Origin of the sequence: Acidicapsa acidisoli (assembly GCF_025685625.1) — a bacterium.
In the GTDB taxonomy this organism is placed as follows: domain Bacteria; phylum Acidobacteriota; class Terriglobia; order Terriglobales; family Acidobacteriaceae; genus Acidicapsa; species Acidicapsa acidisoli.
Genome location: NZ_JAGSYI010000001.1, coordinates 344,150 through 360,779 on the forward strand (window position 1 = coordinate 344,150; position 16,630 = coordinate 360,779).

Sequence of the window (16,630 nt, forward strand, 5' to 3'; positions counted from 1 at the left end):
AAAACAGGAAGAACTTTTTCCGGAGGAACCCGGCTTGCCACTCTACGAATATCGCTGCACCTCGTGCGGCTACAGCTTTGAAAAAATCCAAAATTTCAGCGCCGAACCCGAGCGCGAATGCCCAAAATGCCAGGGAGTCCTGATCCGCCCGGTCACTGCCCCGGCCCTGCGGTTTGAAGGCGCTGGCTGGTATGTGAACGATTACGCCGGAAAAGGCGGCACAAAGGCCGGCGAAACGGCTACGGCGTCCGCCTCGGACGGGACAAAAGAATCGAACGGGACGAGCGGGAAGGAATCCAAGACCGAATCGAAGTCGAGTGGAGCAGACAGCTCTGCGCCTTCAACCGCAGCCCCCGCACCAGCCGCTACCAGCACAACTCCGAGCTCATCTTCAGGCACCTAGAGTCGTAAGCGGGACTATTTGGTATCCAGCAGGCTTAGCTGAACATCGTCGGTGCGTGGGAAACGCGCGGGCAATATCTCGTCGACATCAACCCATTGCGTGGGATAGCTGCCGGTGTAGCAAGCGGTGCAATATCCGGTGGACTGGCCGCTGGGCTCGGTGTGTTCGCAGCACTTGAGCAGGCCGTCGAGGGAGAGATAAGCCAGAGTGTCGGCTTCAATGTACTGACGGATCTCTTCGACAGATTTGTTCGCCGCAATCAGGTCGCGCTTGCTCGGAGTATCTACGCCATAAAAACAGGGCGAAATCGTCGGTGGACAACTGATGCGCAGATGCACTTCTTTCGCGCCCGCGCCGCGCACCATCCGCACGATCTTGCGGCTCGTCGTCCCGCGAATGATCGAGTCGTCGATGAGAATGACGCGCTTGCCTTCGAGCAGATTCCGCACCGGATTGAGCTTGAGCTTGACACCGAAATCGCGTACCTTCTGCTCCGGCTCGATGAAGGTGCGCCCTACGTAATGATTGCGGATCAGGCCGAAGCGGAATGGGAGCTTGGCTTCTTCCGCGTAGCCGAGGGCCGCCGTGACTCCGGAGTCCGGGACGGGCACGATGACGTCGGCTGGAACGTGGGATTCGCGGGCGAGTTGACGGCCCATTTGGTCGCGGCTCTCCTGCACCCACCGGCCATAGATGCGGCTGTCCGGGCGAGCAAAGTAGACATGCTCGAAGATGCAACTGGTTTGCGCGACGCCGTTGGAGAACTGACGCGAAGTCACTCCATCTTCCGTCACCATGACCAACTCGCCGGGAAGAACTTCGCGTTCGTACTCGGCGCGCAGCAGGTCGAAGGCGCAGGTTTCGGAGGCGAAAACAATCGTGTCCGGACCGTCAGAGTTGCGGATGCGCCCCATCGAGAGCGGCCGGAAGCCGCGTGGGTCGCGAGCGGCAAAGATGCGGTCGCGGGTCATCATGACAATGGAAAACGCGCCCTCGACCTGGCCCAGAGAATCTGCAATCGCATCGACCAGAGACGCTGCCTTCGAGTGCGCGATGAGCTGGACGATGATTTCCGAATCGGAAGTAGTCTGAAAATAGGCTCCGGCGCGCTCCAGCTTCTCCCGCAGGTTGCCGAGGTTCACCAGGTTGCCGTTATGGGCAATGGCGATAAGGCCTTTGGTGGAATCGACGCGAATAGGCTGGGCATTGAGCAGCGCCGAGTCGCCGGTGGTCGAATAACGCGTGTGACCGATGCTCAGGTCACCTGGGAGCTTGCGCAGCACGTCTTCGGTAAAAATCTCCGAAACCAGGCCCATGCCTTTGATGTTCGAAAGATGATGCCCGTTGGCCGTGGCGATGCCTGCGGATTCCTGTCCGCGATGCTGCAAAGCATAGAGGCCGAGATAGACCTGGCGGGCAGCTTCCGGATGGCCGTAGATGGCCATGACGCCGCATTCTTCGCGGAGCTTTGGGTCGTCTTCGGTGCTGCACACACGCCGAATTACCGCTTCGCGGCCTGGATTCTCTGAGGATTCAGCTTTGATTGCTTCGGAAAGATCGGCGACGCCTTCGACGCCCTGGTAGAGCAACCGGCTCATGCCGTCACCTCGTCGTGAAGAGCGGCTTCCAGAGCCGACATCCACGGCTGACGAAGTTCCGATAGTGAAGCGGAGATCACCATATCGCCATAGACCGAGATCTCAAGCCGGTCACCACCTGTTGTCCCAATACGAGCAGTCATGAAGTTGTACTCCGAGGCCAAAGCCTCAATCTCAGAAACCCGGTTCGGTCGCGTCGAAATCACGACCGTGGAGGCCGGCTCTGCAAAAACTCCGAAGAGCGGGTTGGCCATCTGCGACCGCTCCTGCTCGACCGAGGCACCGATGCCATGAGCAAATGATGCCTCAGCCAATGCCACAGCAAGTCCGCCATCTGTTAGATCGCGCACCGACGAAACCAGCTTCTTGTGGGCCAACACTCCCAGAAGTTCTTGAAGTTTCGCTTCGGCGGCAAGATCGAGCGACGGCGGACAGCCCCACACACTGCCCTGCACCACCTTCGCATATTCAGAGGAACCGAAAACAATCAGGTTCCTGCTCATTTCCGCCTCTGTTCCCTCAGCGGTTTCGCGAGCCCTGGGCAGCGGCTCCATCGCCGGAAATGGATACTGACTGATCGGCAGCGGCTCAAAGGGAACCTGAAGATTGGGCTCAGGCTCTTCGCCGCGCGGGACAGGCCACAACAGCAGAATTGCGTCCCCGGCTTTCTGGAAATCCGCCGGAACAGCCTTGGTCACATCCTCCAGAATGCCAACGATTCCCAGGACAGGCGTGGGATAGATTCCTTCGCCGCGTGTTTCGTTGTAGAGCGAGACATTGCCGCCGGTAATCGGAGTTCCAAGCGCAGTGCAGGCCTCACCAATGCCGTCGATGGCTGCGGAAAGCTGGGCCATGATTTCGGGCTTTTCCGGGTTGCCGAAGTTAAGGCAATTCGTAGCCGCTACCGGCGTTGCGCCGGTGCAGGCGACCTTGCGCGCAGCTTCGGCTACGGCATGCATCGCGCCCAGTTTCGGATCGAGGTAACACCAGCGGCCGTTGCCGTCGAGCGCCATGGCGAGGCCGCGCTCATGGCCGGGCGTCCCTGTTCCCTTGATGCGCATCACGCCGCCTTCGCCGCCCGGGCCCTGCACCGTATTGGTCTGGACCATGGTGTCGTACTGCTCGTGCACCCAGCGCTTCGAGCAGATATTGGCGCTGGCGAGCAGCTTTTTCAAATCGGCCGTGTAATCGCGCGGCTCATTCAATGCAGCAACCACCGCTTCCGGAGGGTCGAGCGGCAGTGGCGACTTCCAGGTACCGACAGGGCGATTGTAGAGCGGGGCGTCGTCCGTCAGTGACTCGTTGGGAATGTCCGCGACGAGCACACCGTGATGGCGAATGCGCAGGCGCGGCTCCGGCTTGACAGTGCCGACGATGACCGCGTCCAGACCCCATTTGGCAAAGACGCTGAGAACTTCGTGCTCGCGGCCGGATTCGGCGACGAGCAGCATACGCTCCTGGCTCTCGGAGAGCATGATCTCGTACGAATTCATGCCCGTTTCGCGCTGCGGAACATTGTCGAGTTCGACGTCGAGACCGACGCCGCCGCGCGCGCCCATCTCGCAGGTGGAGCAGGTCAATCCTGCTGCGCCCATGTCCTGAATGCCGACAATCGCGCCCGTCTGCATGGCTTCGAGGCAGGCTTCGAGGAGCAGCTTTTCCATGAACGGATCGCCGACCTGCACATTGGGCCGCTTCTGCTCCGTACCCTCATGAAACTCTTCGGAAGCCATGGTCGCGCCGTGAATTCCGTCGCGGCCAGTCTTCGCGCCCACGTAGATCACCGGATTGCCCACGCCGCTGGCCTTGCCGTAGAAGATCTCGTCGATCTTGACGAGGCCGAGCGCGAAGGCGTTCACCAGCGGATTGCCGCTATAACAGGACTCAAACTTCGTTTCGCCGCCGAGATTGGGCACGCCGAAGCAGTTGCCGTAGCTGGCCACGCCGCTGACCACGCCATCGACAATCGAGTGATTCCTGCGAACAAGCTCCGGCGATTCAGATCCCGCTTCAATCGGCCCAAAACGCAGCGAATCCATAACCGCCAGCGGACGTGCACCCATGGTGAAGATGTCGCGGAGAATGCCGCCGACGCCAGTCGCGGCGCCCTGGTGCGGCTCGATGTAGCTGGGATGATTGTGGCTCTCGATCTTGAAAGCGCAGGCCCAGCCGTCGCCTACGTCAATAATGCCGGCGTTTTCGCCCGGTCCCTGGACGACGCGATCGCTCTTGGTAGGCAGCCGCTTCAGATGCACTTTGGAGGATTTGTAAGAGCAGTGCTCGCTCCACATCACCGAATAAATGCCCAATTCGGTAAGCGAAGGCACCCGGCCAAGCGCAGCCAGAATGCGGGCATATTCGTCAGGAGTGATACTGTGCTGGGCCAGCAGCTCCGGAGTAATCACTGCCGGTGCGGGAGCTTCCGCCTCGCCAAAATTCTGGCTCGAGACCTGACCAGGGAAAGGGGATGATGTCATCTCGGTCACATTCCATTGTCGCACGGCTGTAATGGAGAAAACATCTGCCAACCTCAGCCCAAACGAACCGGGAACGGATGACGCCGCGCGCGCACCTATGCGATACTGTCCGCTGTAGCCCACCCCAAGCCGGGATGGCGGAACTGGCAGACGCAGCGGACTCAAAATCCGCCGAGACAACCTCTCGTGGGGGTTCGACCCCCCCTCCCGGCACCAACAAAATAAAAGGTTTAGAATACAGACATTGTCGTAATATTTTCCGACTGCTAACCTTGCACAGGTGTTACACACTTTCACGATTGTGAAGGGAGTGACCGATGCCGGAGCATCACACAATCCTCGGCGGAAAAGTCCACGTTTACAAACGGGACGATGACAGCCGGTACTGGCAATGTGCCAGCTACCTTGCCGGCAAAAACCGGCGGGAAACAACAAAAGAGGCGAGCCTCGCGAAGGCCAAGGACTTCGCAGAGGATTGGTATCTGGGCCTGCGCGGCAAAATCCGCGATGGCGAACTCATCACGGAAAAAACATTTCGTGATGCAGCCACCCAGTTTGAGCGTGAATACGAGATCATCACCGAAGGCCAGCGCAATCGAGTTTATGTGAACGATCACAAACGACGACTGCGCATCCATCTGGTCCCCTTTTTTGGCAATATGGGGCTCTCAAAAATAAACCCCGGTCAGGTTCAGGAGTACCGTATTCACCGCCTTGAAGAGGCGATGAAGGTGCATGGCAAGCCCCCGGCCCGGAATACCATGCACCAGGAGATCGTGACGCTGCGCCAGACACTCAAGACGGCAGTACGTCACCAATGGCTCCAATATCTTCCCGACTTGTCGGAGCCCTATCGGGCTTCGGGGAAAATCTCGCACCGCGCCTGGTTTTCCCCGGAGGAGTACAAGAAACTCTACGAAGCAACCAGAAAACGAATGCAGCACCCAAAGAATCCACGCTACAAATGGGAATCCGAACAACTCCATGATTACGTGCTTTTCATGGCCAATACCGGCCTGCGGCCGGATGAAGCCGCCCGCCTCCAGTTCCGGGATGTGACCATCGTCGAGGACGATGCCACAAACGAGACCATTCTTGAGATCGAAGTGCGCGGAAAACGAGGTGTCGGCTACTGCAAGAGCACGACCGGCGCAGTCAGGCCCTTCGAGCGACTGAGGGACAGAAACAGTGCCCGAAAGGCTCAACAGAAGCAGAAGGCGCAGCCGACCGACCTGATCTTCCCCAAGACGCACCGGGAGCTTTTCAACACAATCCTGAAAGAGGAGAATCTCAAGACGGACCGCGAAGGTCAGGCGCGCACGGCGTACAGCCTGCGGCACACATACATCTGTCTGCGCCTCATGGAAGGCGCGGACATTTATCAGATCGCGAAGAACTGCCGCACCAGCGTCGAAATGATCGAAAAGTATTACGCCTCCCACATCAAGACCAGCCTTGATGCAGCAGCCATCAACATCCGAAAGAAAAAGCCGTTGAAGAAAGCAGGGAGCGAATCCCGTCAGGAAGCATAAGGCTCCCCTGTTGGGATGAAGAGGATATGAGCGAAGAACTTCTTTTCAATACATACGACATATATGGGGTCGTTCAGGGTCGCACCGAATCGATAAAGAAACGCGTGAATTCAATCCCACCCAACACGCTTCTGGGTGCGAGCGAACATGATCTCATCCAGGTGCTCGTGGAAGAATTTCGATTGAACGTGCCCGTGATCAAAGAGGATGAAATCCATGTCGCAGATTCGGGCGAAGTCTCGGTCGACGTTAGCGGCGATTCCATGCGAATGATCTACGACCGGTCGGAGCCTTTTTATGTGCCCGGCAATAAGACTGTCATCGCCGTGCCTTTTGAAGGTCAAGTGGAATTTTTCAGAGTACAGCCAAGGAGCTTCAGCCTCAGCCCTCCACGGGCGGAGATCGACAAAGGTGAGCTACTGCTCACATATGTCAGAACGAATCCCAACGCCGAAGAGATAAAGAGGAGCTACCAGGGGACGATCAATTCCATCAAGGAGTACCTTCGCTCGCTCTCGGAATCGGTGGCACAGTTCAATGACCAGCTGCAAAGCTTGATTACGGCTCAACTGAAGGCAAGGAAGGAAAGGCTCCTCGCCGATGCGGGCATGACGGCGGCACTTGGACTGCCGATGAAGAAGCGCGAAGGCGCACCAGCCACATACTCCGTCCCGGTCACCCGGCGCGTACCGAAAATCGAGCAGATCAAGGTAGCGGGGGCATTTAAGCCCGAGCCAGCTCTCTCCGCGCAGGATTATCAGGAAATCCTGCGAATCATGAAGAACATGGTGCATGTGATGGAGCTAAGTCCTCATGCATTTTCCGCGATGGGAGAGGAGGATTTGCGCTCCCACTTCCTCGTTCAACTCAATGGCGCGTTTCAAGGCCAGGCAACTGGAGAGACTTTCAATTTTCAGGGAAAAACAGACATTCTCATCCGGGTTGACGGGAAGAATATCTTTATCGCCGAGTGCAAATTCTGGAAGGGCGAAAAGTCTCTCATCGACACAATCGACCAGCTGCTTTCCTACCTCAGCTGGAGAGACACGAAGGCCGCCGTAATAGTGTTCAACAGGAATGCCGATTTCAGTGCAGTCCTGGCGAAGATTGCGGAGACTGCGCCAAAGCATTCAGGCTTTAAACGTGATCTTGGCAAGGAAGATGAGAGCACGTTTCGCTACGTTTTTGTCCAACCCAACGACTCGAACCGTGAGATCGCGCTTACCGTGATGGCGTTCGATATTCCGACGGCGTCTGTCAGCTAGTCCTTCAGTTATCTTGCTCCCCAAGGACGGACCTGATGGTGTCGCTCATATAAACAAGAGATAGTCGCAAGACCCGTGAGGGTTGAACTCCCTCCGCCCGCACCGCCACTCGACGAACCGTCACCGTGTCGGGCTGAAGCTCGTTGACAATCTTTTCTTTCCGGTTTACCCAGGTTCTCCTATAAATTAGGTGTCGGGTATTGTGAGGCCGGGTATGATACCTCGTAATTCTGGCAAGAGCCAATATCCCCAAGAGATAAAGAAGGCTGCATATGTATATATCAGAGATTCACGCTGTGGGATTTCGTTGCTTTGGACAAGAGAACGCTCTCACTCTGAACTTACACCCGGGGTTGAATATTCTTGCCGGACCGAATGACTCAGGAAAAACTGCCATCATCGACGCTTCGCGATTTGTGCTATGGACGCGTGGCGACGACTTTCTTAGACTCGAGCCGGCCGACTTTCATGTAAAGCCTGACGGCGAGCGGGTCACGGAGCTTCTTATCCGTTGCACGCTCGACGACCTGACACCGGATGAAGAGGCTCGCTTCCTCGAATGGTGCAGCAATGAAGCAGGGCAGCTGCGCCTCTACGTGTGCCTGCGTGCCACCCTTCGCAAACTTCCCGGCGGCGGCGAATCCGTAATTCCGCTATACCGGGCAGGCAAGAACGGCGATGGGCCAGCACTGGAAGGTGATCTTCGGGAGTACTTGAAGACAACGTATCTAAAACCGTTGCGAGATGCCGAGCGCGAACTGCGCTCGGGCCGCAGGTCGCGGCTTTCACGCATTCTCGGGGCACTGCCCGCGATGGCCAGGCAAGCCGACCCTGCAACACCCGGCAGCGCCGCGACGCTCCGAGACACAATGCAGCAGGCCGACCTGGCGGTCGAAGGTAATCCGGCTGTTCAGGGCGTGCAAAACGCCGTCAACTCGACATATCTTGACGATCTGTCTTTTTCCGGCGATCCGCTGAACGCCACTCTGGGTCTTGGCGCGAAGGGCTCATTCGACCAGCTTCTTGAGAGGCTCGAATTGTATCTGAATCCTCCACCCGGTCAGACACAACGGCTGACGCGGGGATTAGGTTATAACAATCTCCTCTTCATGGCGGCCGAATTGCTTCTCCTCCAGTCCCACTCCGATGAGATTCCCTATCTGCTGATTGAAGAGCCCGAAGCACATCTTCATCCGCAACATCAAACGCTCTTTATGCAGATGCTGGAGACGCGTGCTGCACCCGTACCGGAAGGTCAGGAAGGCCAACGGGTTCAAATTCTCTTAAGCACGCACAGTCCGCATCTCGCTGCAAGTGCGGACCTCGAATCCATGGTGATGATTGTCGGACACAAGGCCTTTCCCCTCGGCAAGCACCACACAAAACTGAAAGATGGCGACTACGCATTTCTTCGCCGGTTTCTCGATGCCACAAAGGCCAATCTCTTTTTTGCGCGCGGGCTGATCATCGTCGAAGGCGATGCGGAGAATATCCTGCTCCCTTCGATTGCCAAGAAAATCGGCAAGTCGTTTGGAAAGTTCGGCGTTTCTGTCGTCAATGTCGGTCACCGTGGTCTGTTTCGCTATAGCCGTATTCTGCAGAGAGCAGACGGCATGCGGATGCCGCTACAGGTTGCCCTCTTGCCTGACCGTGACATACCGCCAGACACTGCCAAGGCGTTGGTGGGTGATCGGCTGACTCAAGGCGATTGGGGGAATGCCGAAATCGCAAAACATATGGCGGCGCTTGTGAAGGATGAAGGTGGTGCCGTCAAGGTGTTTCCGTCTGAACAGTGGACTCTTGAGTTCGATTTGGCGCGGACAAATGCTTTTGCGATTTTCGTTCATCAAGCCATTCAGGTTGCAAAAGGAAGGCGCAACAAGACCGATGCGGAAGTGGCAGTGGAGGCACAAGCTGAGGTTATCGCACTTCGGGCGGATGACAGCAAGAGTGCCGACGACGTTGCCGTCTTCATCTTCGAACCGCTGTTTAAGAAGCAAGTTTCTAAAGCGATGGTTGCAGAGCAGCTGGCGGCCTTAATTGACGCGTTGCCCGACACGGCGGCTGAATTCAGAGCCAAGCTCCCGACGTATATCGTCAATGCAATCGACCATGTCACGACTTTCGACAAAGCCGAGTCCGTAAGAGAAGAGGCACCTGCCCCTAAAGCGGAGGTGGCAGCATCATGATCAACATCCCGCCACTGACTCCGGAGTTGCTGGACGAGCTTGGTAATGAGCTTGGTGGATGCACGTTTACCGGCGAAGACCAAAAGGCATTTCTGTCTTCCAATCAATCCTGCGATGTGCAGGCCGCGCCAGGAAACGGCAAAACAACCTTGCTTGTTGCGAAGCTCGCTTTGCTTTCGCGATGCTGGACATCACGGTCTCAGGGCGTCTCCGTCATATCTCACACGAATACCGCTCGTGAGGAAGTCGAAAAGAAGCTTTTCACCCACCCTGCAGCATCGTCTTTTCTTGCCTATCCGCATTTCATCGGCACGGTAACGGCCTTCATTGATCGGTTCATCGCGCTTCCCTACCTTCGCGGATTAGGCTGGTCAGTGCAGCGCATAGATGACGATGTGTTCGCTTCGGTTGCGGGTTCAAGGTGGAAATCAAAGCCGACTCTCACAAACATCTCGCGTGCAAATAAGGGGAAAAATGCACATTCTGTGACAGCATGGGTTTGCGGTATGGACCTGGCAAGTGATTTCGTCTGTGCGGTGGATGCCAGACCAACACGACTTGCAATAAGGGACAAGGGAAACCGCCAGCCCGGACCGCACACGAAGTCGGGCGCAGAGCTTGAAGAGCTGAAAGCTGAAATCGGAAACGACGGATTCTATCGGTTCGCTGATATGACAGCCATCGCGCTTCAAGCCATTGACAAATGTCCCACACTCCTGGATCGAGTCCGCAGACGCTTCCCCCTCGTCCTCCTGGACGAGGCTCAGGACACGAACGGGGCGCAACTGGAATTGCTCGACCGTCTCTTCAGTCAAGGTGTTGCCTATCAGAAACTGGGTGACCAGAATCAGACCCTTTACGAAGACGCCGCCCTTTCCCCGAACCAATACTGGAGAGCGGGCCACACTGTAATATCACTGAACCAAACCAGGCGTTTTGGCGGAGAAATTGCCGCATTTGCCAGCCGGCTGACCGTTCGGTCCACTCAACAGATCGAAGGCCTGGCTGGGATTCCATGCCGCCGCAGCCTTATTTTGTTCGACCGTGCATCCATCGCTCGGGTGCTTCCCGTATATGCCAGTGAGGTACGCGCTCACTGGGGTCAAAGCCTCGGATCAAAACACAAGATATGGGCGGTAGCCTCTCGCCACAATCCGTCGAAGGACACGACGGGCGATTGGCCGAAGACCCTTATGGATTACTGTCCGCATTACCGAAGCAGCAAGGGCCGAACCAGCCGTCACGATACCCTTTGTGGTCCGCTGCGCGAGATGTCTCTCTTGTCGGAACGTTCTTCCCCTTTGCCGGAAATCGTCGATTTGTTCACAACGGGAGTGGTCGATCTTTTGCGGCATCAAGGCATCCTGGACCCTGCAGGGAACCGGATTGGCAAGCGAAACCTTTGGACTGTTCTTGCCTCTCGTGATCGACAGCTCCCTCTGCGCCTTCGACGGCTCATGCGGGATCGGATTCTCTTTGGTAATGCAGCTTGGTGCGCTGACGGATGGAAACAGTTCTGCCGTGATCTCAACGCAATCCTCGGAATCAGTCAACCACTGACAACGCTTGCCGTGAGCTTCTTAGCCTTCGTTCCAGAATCTGCGGCTGAGCAAGGAACGCAAACGCCGCAGCGCTCCCGGGCGGTTTTCGTTCATGATGACATTCCAGTCCAGCTCGGATCGATCCACTCCGTCAAAGGCAAGACGGTTGATTCAATTCTGGTTCTTGAAACGGAAGTGTGGCGGGGACAAGCACGCGACATGCGCGCAATGGATGTCGGCACGGTGTTGCCGCATGTGCTCGGGATAGAAGATCGCGACTTTAACGGCAGCGTCGCGCACCTTGCAGCCGCAACCAACATATTTGTCGCGGCAACACGCGCAAGGCAGCTCCTCGCATTGGCGCTTCGCAAAGAAGCCGTGTCGCAAATCCATCTTGAAGCAGCTCACAATCAAGGATGGCAGATTCTCGATACGACAGAAGTTGTTCTCAACCGCGCCGCAACACCACCGCCGATGGCATGACATCGTAAACCGGCTGCGCATTTGGACACGAAACGTTCGAGCTGGGAACCTGCTCGTTGCACTGCCGGCGCGGGCTTGGCGGAGTGAACGCTGCCCGTCCGCCCTGCTTTAACATCCGGCAGGAGCGCCTTTGTCTCGCCCACCCGGCGGGCTTGCGCTGTCGCTGCAGCCGAGTCGTCGGCCGGCAATGACTTCTCACATATTCCGGCGGTGTCCAATAGCTCACGTGGATTTCCTCTCGGAATTATTTCAGTGGGCCTGGACTCATCGAAGCAGACCTGGGATAATCATTCCAGTCGAGGTTATATATGCCGCGTCAGGAAATCTTTTTTGAACAGCGAAGTGGTGACCGGCGTGTCGAGGTCCTGAAAACCTATGACCGATCATATGCCCGCGAGGTCTTCAGCGGAATTGATACCGGAGCAAGGGAGGCTCTTGCTGCGGCCCTTGAACTTGAAAAGAATTATGAGCCAGCGGATATCCCGGATCCTGATGGAAGCGACTATGACGACTTCCTGTGGGACGAACTGCTTGAGGCCGCCCGCGAAGACGTCCGCAATGACCCTAATCTTTATTCATTCTTCGTCGTCTCAGAAGCGAAGTCAGCTCAGTCTCAGGATTTGTACATTTCGCCTGACTGGCCGAGCGCCGAGGCGTTTGCAAAAAATCGCATTGCGTCCACGAGTTAACGACACCCTGCCCGGAAGCGATATGCAGAACAGCCCGCTCATCAAAGAAGTTAAGGGCGATCACCACCACATCCATCTGGCGGCGATTGGAGCACCCACGCTCAACGTTCCGATCCGGTTTGCGGACGAGGCGTCGAAAGTGTTTTCCGCGTACCGCGAAAAATACGAATTCGGAGCGTCGGAAATGAAAGCTGGATGCGGCGATATCTACGACTCCCAAAATATCATCGTGGGGAAAATCTCCTACAACGGCCGCATCTGGACGGCTAATGGCGTCCCTGTCGAATAGGTCGGCCAGCATAGCCCTCTCACTTATCGCGGCCGGCCTGTGAGGCGACGAGTTCCGAAGTCAGAAGCATCCGCAGACCTTCCTCCGACCTTGACTGACATTCCCAGATTGTGACGACGTGCCAGCCTGCAGCTTCGAGCGCGGCCCTGTGCTTTTCGTCGCGAGCTACGTTTCCACCGCGTTTTTCCTTCCAGAATTCAGCCCGCGTTTTCGGAATGACGCTGCCCCATCGGCATTCGTGACAGTGCCAGAAGCAGCCGTGCACGAAAATAACGGTGCGGTGTTTCGGAAGAACAATATCGGGCTTTCCCGGCAGGTCTTTTCTGTGAAGGCGGTATCGGTATCCAAGAGCGTGAAGGATCGAGCGGACCCGCATTTCGGGTTTTGTATTTCGGCCTTTTATCGCAGCCATGTTACGGCTGCGCTGTTCAGGACTGTGAACATCTGCCACGATCAGGCCACCCCGGAGCGGCCTTCTCGTTCTTTGACCATCGCGGTGAAGTCAGCAACGGTGAGCAGCGTCTGTCGTTGTGCCGGCGTAAATGTCTCGTGAAGGCCGCGTGGAATAACCAGCTGGAGCTTGTGTTCCCGCATCTGGTCTGTCTGGTGGCTGCTGATAGCCGCTTCGAGCGTCAGCAGGTGTTTATGTTCGATGCGCTTTGCTTCCGCGAGGACCTGACGCCAGCGGTCCTTGCAGGTAGTCTTGGCCCCCAGCATTGTAAGCAGAGCGGCGTCGTAAGCTGCATCCCTGTACTCCTTTGATCCGGGGAAAAGGAAGTCCGGTTTGGCCTTTCCTTCGGTCGCTACACCGCGCTCATAGCGCACCTTGTTGGAGTTGAAGATTACCTGAAGATGATTTTCCAGTGCGTGCCCCGACCGGCTTTTACGCCGGTTTTGGACAGCAAGAGAGAAGGCAAGGAAACCGTCAACATCGTCGGCAAAGCCCTTTTGCAGTCGATCACCCAGGAGATGCTTTTCCATCGTGCGGAAAAGGATCTCCTCCCGTTCCATCCATCCCAGCAATGCGCCGTCAGGGTCGGCCACGGGATCAAGCTCCGGGACCGTTTCGCGGGCGTAGGCCGAAAAAAGATTGGTCGCCGGCAGCTTGCCGTTGAATTTCGCCAGCATCGTGTCGAGATAATTCTCGGCGGCGACAGGATCGTCAGGCTCGATCCCAAGCTGCTCCAGGATAAAGGCTGACGCGAAATGAATTCGGTCCTGTTCTGTTTCCAGTTCCTCACGAACGGAAAATCCTTTATGTTCAACGTGGACGCCAAACAACCATTGAACCTGGCTGGCAATTGTGGAGCCGCCCTGTGCGATCACAACCAGGACTGAATTGTCCGGCCGCCGCGCGACTACGAGCAGATCACCTTCAGCCGCCACCATCGACACCTGATTTGTGGGAAAGTACAGGCGGTGTTCGGTGCGCGTTGCATGGTTCAGCCGCGCGTCATACCATGTCAGGTTTCCCTTTGCGACTACGGGTTCATCATCGCCGTCGCTCAGGTAAATGTACAGAGCCTCATACCGCTGTTTTTCTGTCGCTGCGCCGAAAACCTTCATCAACGGATTAGCACCGTTGAACTCATGCTGATGGCTGCGACTTGGGTCCGCTTCGACGGCACTGAGCGTCTTCATCGCAACGCCTGTAAAAAACTCTGAAAGATAGCCAGCCTTCATACGCTCCTAGCTCGCATCCGCGAACAGCGGCAATTCCAGGATTCCCGTTTGTTCGTATCGTTGCAGGATACGGATATGAGGAGCCATGAGCCGCGCGACTTCTGCGATCACCGGCACGACGACGCTATTTCCAAACTGCTTGTATGCCTGGGTGTCCGAGACGGGAATGATGAATTTGTTCCCGGTCGGACTGTCGAACCCCATCAGGCGGGCGCATTCCCTGGGGGTGAGTCGGCGCGGGCGTTTCTTGCCGCCACGACTGACGAGAATTTCGGAGCCGTCCTTGTAGTAGCGGGCGCTGAGTGTCCTGGTGGTCATTTCGGGCGTGACCAAACCAAATCCGAATCCGTTGCCGGCAGCCTTATGCTTTGCAGCGTAACCCTTGAGGTACTCCCACAATTTTTCCGTCAGCACATATTTGGAATGAACCTTTGCCAGCGGGCCAGTCGTGAATGGCGCTTCTGCCTCTTCCGAGCCGTCTTCAGGGTGAAGGATCGAACCCAGGAGCGGCCCCTTCGCCGGTTTTTGGAAATCATCAAAGCTGAAACCGGTGGCTTCCCGGAAGCCCACAATCAGGATGCGCTCTCGATGCTGCGGCGTGAAACTCTGGCCGTCTATGACTTTCGCCTGGACGTGGTAACCCAATTCCCTGGCGAGCGTTTCCTTTATGACGCGGAACGTATTGCCGCCGTCGTGGCTCACCAGGTTCTTTACGTTCTCAAGCAGAAATGCTTTCGGTTTTTTCTCGGCGATGATGCGAGCCACATCGAAGAAAAGCGTTCCCTGCGTTGTGCATTCAAATCCGTGCGGCCGGCCGAGCGCGTTTTTTTTGCTTACGCCGGCGATGGAAAATGGCTGGCAGGGAAAACCCGCTAGTAGAACGTCGTGGTCTGGAATGTCGGCCGCATCGACCTGCGTAATATCGCCGTCAATTTCATGCTCGTCACTCGGAAAATTCAGGCGGTAGGTTTTCTTTGACCATTCATTCCACTCACTCGTGAAAATGCAGCGTCCGCCCGCGCTTTCAAAACCCCTCCGAATGCCGCCAATGCCGGCGAATAAATCTATGAAGGTAAAACTGCTCGGAGCTTCGCTGCGGCCGCGCATCGGAAGCATCTCGCGCAGGGCCGCCTGGACGTATTTGGGGCAATCGGTTTCGCGCCGTTCCCAGCGTCCCACAGTCTTGGGGTCAACCTGGAGGTGTTCCCCAATCTCGCGTTGTGTCATGCGCTGGCGTACCTGGGCTAAGAGCGCCAGGGATTCGGTAGGGAGATTCGAGAAAGATTCGCTGGGCATATCAGAGGACATTTTGTCCTAAAACAGTCCCTTATGTCCAGGAAAACGCGTTTTTTTTCGTAAACCCTTCTATAGCTGCGCGAGTGTCGCAGCTGTCAGGACGGTGAACTCGGATCGGGGGATTCGGATCACGGCGCTTGCGCCACCCTGCATATTTGTCCCGCCGGCGCGAGAACCCCAGGATGCGAACTGTGCGAGATGATCGAAGGTGATATAGGACCAGCGAACCAGATTCCGATCTGTTGCATTGTCGATTTCGCGAACGACGTAGAGTGAATGGAGATTACCCCGCTTTGCCGCATAGTAGGCGAGTTTCACAAATGGTCCGATATCGAGTCCGAAATAAAGTCCCATGTCGTCGGAATCTGCGGGAGCCTTCTCCTTTATCTCAATCGGATATGTGTGCTGATTACCCCAGAACAACCCGTCGATGTCGGAGATTTCTGCCATGTAATTCGTATTGAATGTGATGCGGAGATGTTCTTTGGCGAATTCTTCCGGCACGGCCAGATCAGGGATCGTGCCGGCGTCGGCCGTGTATCTCAGAAAATTGTAGTTGCGGCCACGCAGAACGAAACCCGTTCCTGCAAGGCGTTCTATCAAGGGCGCGTATGGTTGCGGCACGGGTACACCCAACTGAATCGCGTTCCAGCGCAGCGAACCCGGATTGTCCGTTTCGGGAACTGTCGCCGCACAGAAAAAACTCGAAATGCCGCTCTGGTGAAAAGTGGCGCATATTGTGTGCAGTCCTGGATCGGGGTACGGCAACGCTCGATCAACCGCGTAGTCGGCGAGGGGATCGGGAATTTCGGGAAACAAAGCGACGGTCGACTGTCCGAATATCGCCGGCCCTTTCGTTCGCACGATCCAGCCGCCTCTGGAAATACGATTTCCGAACCCCTGCTCCGCGAGATAAGAGCGCAAATTTACTTCGGCCAGCAGCCCTCTCAATTTGTTCTGATTGAGGTTCGTGATGCTCCTCGAAAGGTACGTTCGCATTGCTTCGAGTGAAAGTGTCCCCATCAATATCCTGTCGCAGGAGTTAGGCCCGCCGTTTGAATGACTTGCCTCATTCAAATAGCCGCCTGCGCTAGAGTAGCAGACCAGATATGCTTGTACGCCTACGCAACACACGCCGCGTTCCAGCGCCTTGAAGCAGCCCGCGAAAACCGGGGCTAACGTATT

The 16,630-nt window shown here is 56.5% G+C and carries 13 protein-coding genes, 1 tRNA gene and 1 pseudogene; 9 read left to right on the top strand and 6 right to left on the bottom strand.

What is annotated here, in order from left to right:
- Positions 1–34 precede the first annotated feature (34 nt).
- Positions 35–403: an FmdB family zinc ribbon protein gene (locus OHL23_RS01345; protein WP_263349974.1), complete on the top strand. Its 369-nt coding sequence runs from the start codon at positions 35–37 to the stop codon at positions 401–403.
- Between the two features lie 14 nt (positions 404–417).
- Here OHL23_RS01345 and purF read toward each other — a convergent pair whose 3' ends face one another.
- Together purF and purL are read right to left on the bottom strand one after the other, a co-directional pair.
- A complete protein-coding gene (gene purF, locus OHL23_RS01350; RefSeq protein WP_449701809.1) occupies positions 418–1,848 on the bottom strand; it encodes an amidophosphoribosyltransferase in 1,431 nt (476 codons plus the stop codon).
- Between the two features lie 149 nt (positions 1,849–1,997).
- Complete coding sequence (purL, locus tag OHL23_RS01355; RefSeq protein ID WP_263349976.1) at positions 1,998–4,478, bottom strand: phosphoribosylformylglycinamidine synthase subunit PurL; 2,481 nt, start codon at positions 4,476–4,478, stop codon at positions 1,998–2,000.
- A 128-nt stretch (positions 4,479–4,606) separates the two neighbouring features.
- On the opposite strand from purL, the gene OHL23_RS01360 reads away from it, so the two are divergent.
- The 8 genes and pseudogenes from OHL23_RS01360 (at position 4,607) to OHL23_RS01390 (ending at position 12,466) form a co-directional block, all read left to right on the top strand.
- Positions 4,607–4,694, top strand: a tRNA-Leu gene (locus OHL23_RS01360).
- 101 nt (positions 4,695–4,795) lie between these two features.
- Complete coding sequence (locus OHL23_RS01365; protein WP_263349977.1) at positions 4,796–6,010, top strand: site-specific integrase; 1,215 nt, start codon at positions 4,796–4,798, stop codon at positions 6,008–6,010.
- 26 nt (positions 6,011–6,036) lie between these two features.
- Positions 6,037–7,275, top strand: a complete 1,239-nt coding sequence (locus tag OHL23_RS01370) for a GNAT family N-acetyltransferase (RefSeq protein ID WP_263349978.1) — start codon at positions 6,037–6,039, stop codon at positions 7,273–7,275.
- A 272-nt stretch (positions 7,276–7,547) separates the two neighbouring features.
- Positions 7,548–7,700 (top strand): annotated as a pseudogene (locus tag OHL23_RS28675) (AAA family ATPase); the annotation flags it as partial.
- 444 nt (positions 7,701–8,144) lie between these two features.
- Complete coding sequence (locus OHL23_RS01375; RefSeq protein ID WP_263349979.1) at positions 8,145–9,464, top strand: ATP-dependent nuclease; 1,320 nt, start codon at positions 8,145–8,147, stop codon at positions 9,462–9,464.
- Entirely contained in the window at positions 9,461–11,488 is a 2,028-nt protein-coding gene (locus OHL23_RS01380) for a UvrD-helicase domain-containing protein (RefSeq protein ID WP_263349980.1), read from the top strand. The genes OHL23_RS01375 and OHL23_RS01380 overlap by 4 nt, the downstream gene beginning before the upstream one ends.
- Before the next feature lie 308 nt (positions 11,489–11,796).
- Positions 11,797–12,177 carry a hypothetical protein gene (locus OHL23_RS01385; protein WP_263349981.1) on the top strand — a complete coding sequence of 127 codons (381 nt, stop codon included), beginning with the start codon at positions 11,797–11,799 and terminating at the stop codon, positions 12,175–12,177.
- A 22-nt stretch (positions 12,178–12,199) separates the two neighbouring features.
- Complete coding sequence (locus tag OHL23_RS01390; RefSeq protein WP_263349982.1) at positions 12,200–12,466, top strand: hypothetical protein; 267 nt, start codon at positions 12,200–12,202, stop codon at positions 12,464–12,466.
- A 19-nt stretch (positions 12,467–12,485) separates the two neighbouring features.
- Here OHL23_RS01390 and OHL23_RS28680 read toward each other — a convergent pair whose 3' ends face one another.
- The 4 genes from OHL23_RS28680 to OHL23_RS01405 form a co-directional block, all read right to left on the bottom strand.
- Positions 12,486–12,917, bottom strand: a complete 432-nt coding sequence (locus tag OHL23_RS28680) for a very short patch repair endonuclease (protein ID WP_396127253.1) — start codon at positions 12,915–12,917, stop codon at positions 12,486–12,488.
- 2 nt (positions 12,918–12,919) lie between these two features.
- Positions 12,920–14,107, bottom strand: coding sequence for a type II restriction endonuclease (locus OHL23_RS01395; RefSeq protein WP_263349983.1), 1,188 nt, complete (start codon positions 14,105–14,107; stop codon positions 12,920–12,922).
- A 48-nt stretch (positions 14,108–14,155) separates the two neighbouring features.
- Positions 14,156–15,445, bottom strand: a complete 1,290-nt coding sequence (dcm, locus tag OHL23_RS01400; protein WP_317891642.1) for a DNA (cytosine-5-)-methyltransferase — start codon at positions 15,443–15,445, stop codon at positions 14,156–14,158.
- A 69-nt stretch (positions 15,446–15,514) separates the two neighbouring features.
- Positions 15,515–16,309, bottom strand: a complete 795-nt coding sequence (locus OHL23_RS01405; RefSeq protein ID WP_263349984.1) for a hypothetical protein — start codon at positions 16,307–16,309, stop codon at positions 15,515–15,517.
- Positions 16,310–16,630 lie beyond the last annotated feature (321 nt).

Excerpts from the sequence above, each read along its gene's own strand:
- purF (WP_449701809.1), bottom strand. The coding sequence starts at position 1,848 with ATGGCCATCTACGGCCATCCGGAAGCTGCCCGCCAGGTCTATCTCGGC.
- purL (WP_263349976.1), bottom strand. The coding sequence starts at position 4,478 with ATGACATCATCCCCTTTCCCTGGTCAGGTCTCGAGCCAGAATTTTGGC.
- OHL23_RS01365 (WP_263349977.1), top strand. The coding sequence starts at position 4,796 with ATGCCGGAGCATCACACAATCCTCGGCGGAAAAGTCCACGTTTACAAA.
- OHL23_RS01370 (WP_263349978.1), top strand. The coding sequence starts at position 6,037 with ATGAGCGAAGAACTTCTTTTCAATACATACGACATATATGGGGTCGTT.
- OHL23_RS01375 (WP_263349979.1), top strand. The coding sequence starts at position 8,145 with ATGCAGCAGGCCGACCTGGCGGTCGAAGGTAATCCGGCTGTTCAGGGC.
- OHL23_RS01380 (WP_263349980.1), top strand. The coding sequence starts at position 9,461 with ATGATCAACATCCCGCCACTGACTCCGGAGTTGCTGGACGAGCTTGGT.
- OHL23_RS01385 (WP_263349981.1), top strand. The coding sequence starts at position 11,797 with ATGCCGCGTCAGGAAATCTTTTTTGAACAGCGAAGTGGTGACCGGCGT.
- OHL23_RS01390 (WP_263349982.1), top strand. The coding sequence starts at position 12,200 with ATGCAGAACAGCCCGCTCATCAAAGAAGTTAAGGGCGATCACCACCAC.
- OHL23_RS01395 (WP_263349983.1), bottom strand. The coding sequence starts at position 14,107 with ATGAAGACGCTCAGTGCCGTCGAAGCGGACCCAAGTCGCAGCCATCAG.
- dcm (WP_317891642.1), bottom strand. The coding sequence starts at position 15,445 with ATGCCCAGCGAATCTTTCTCGAATCTCCCTACCGAATCCCTGGCGCTC.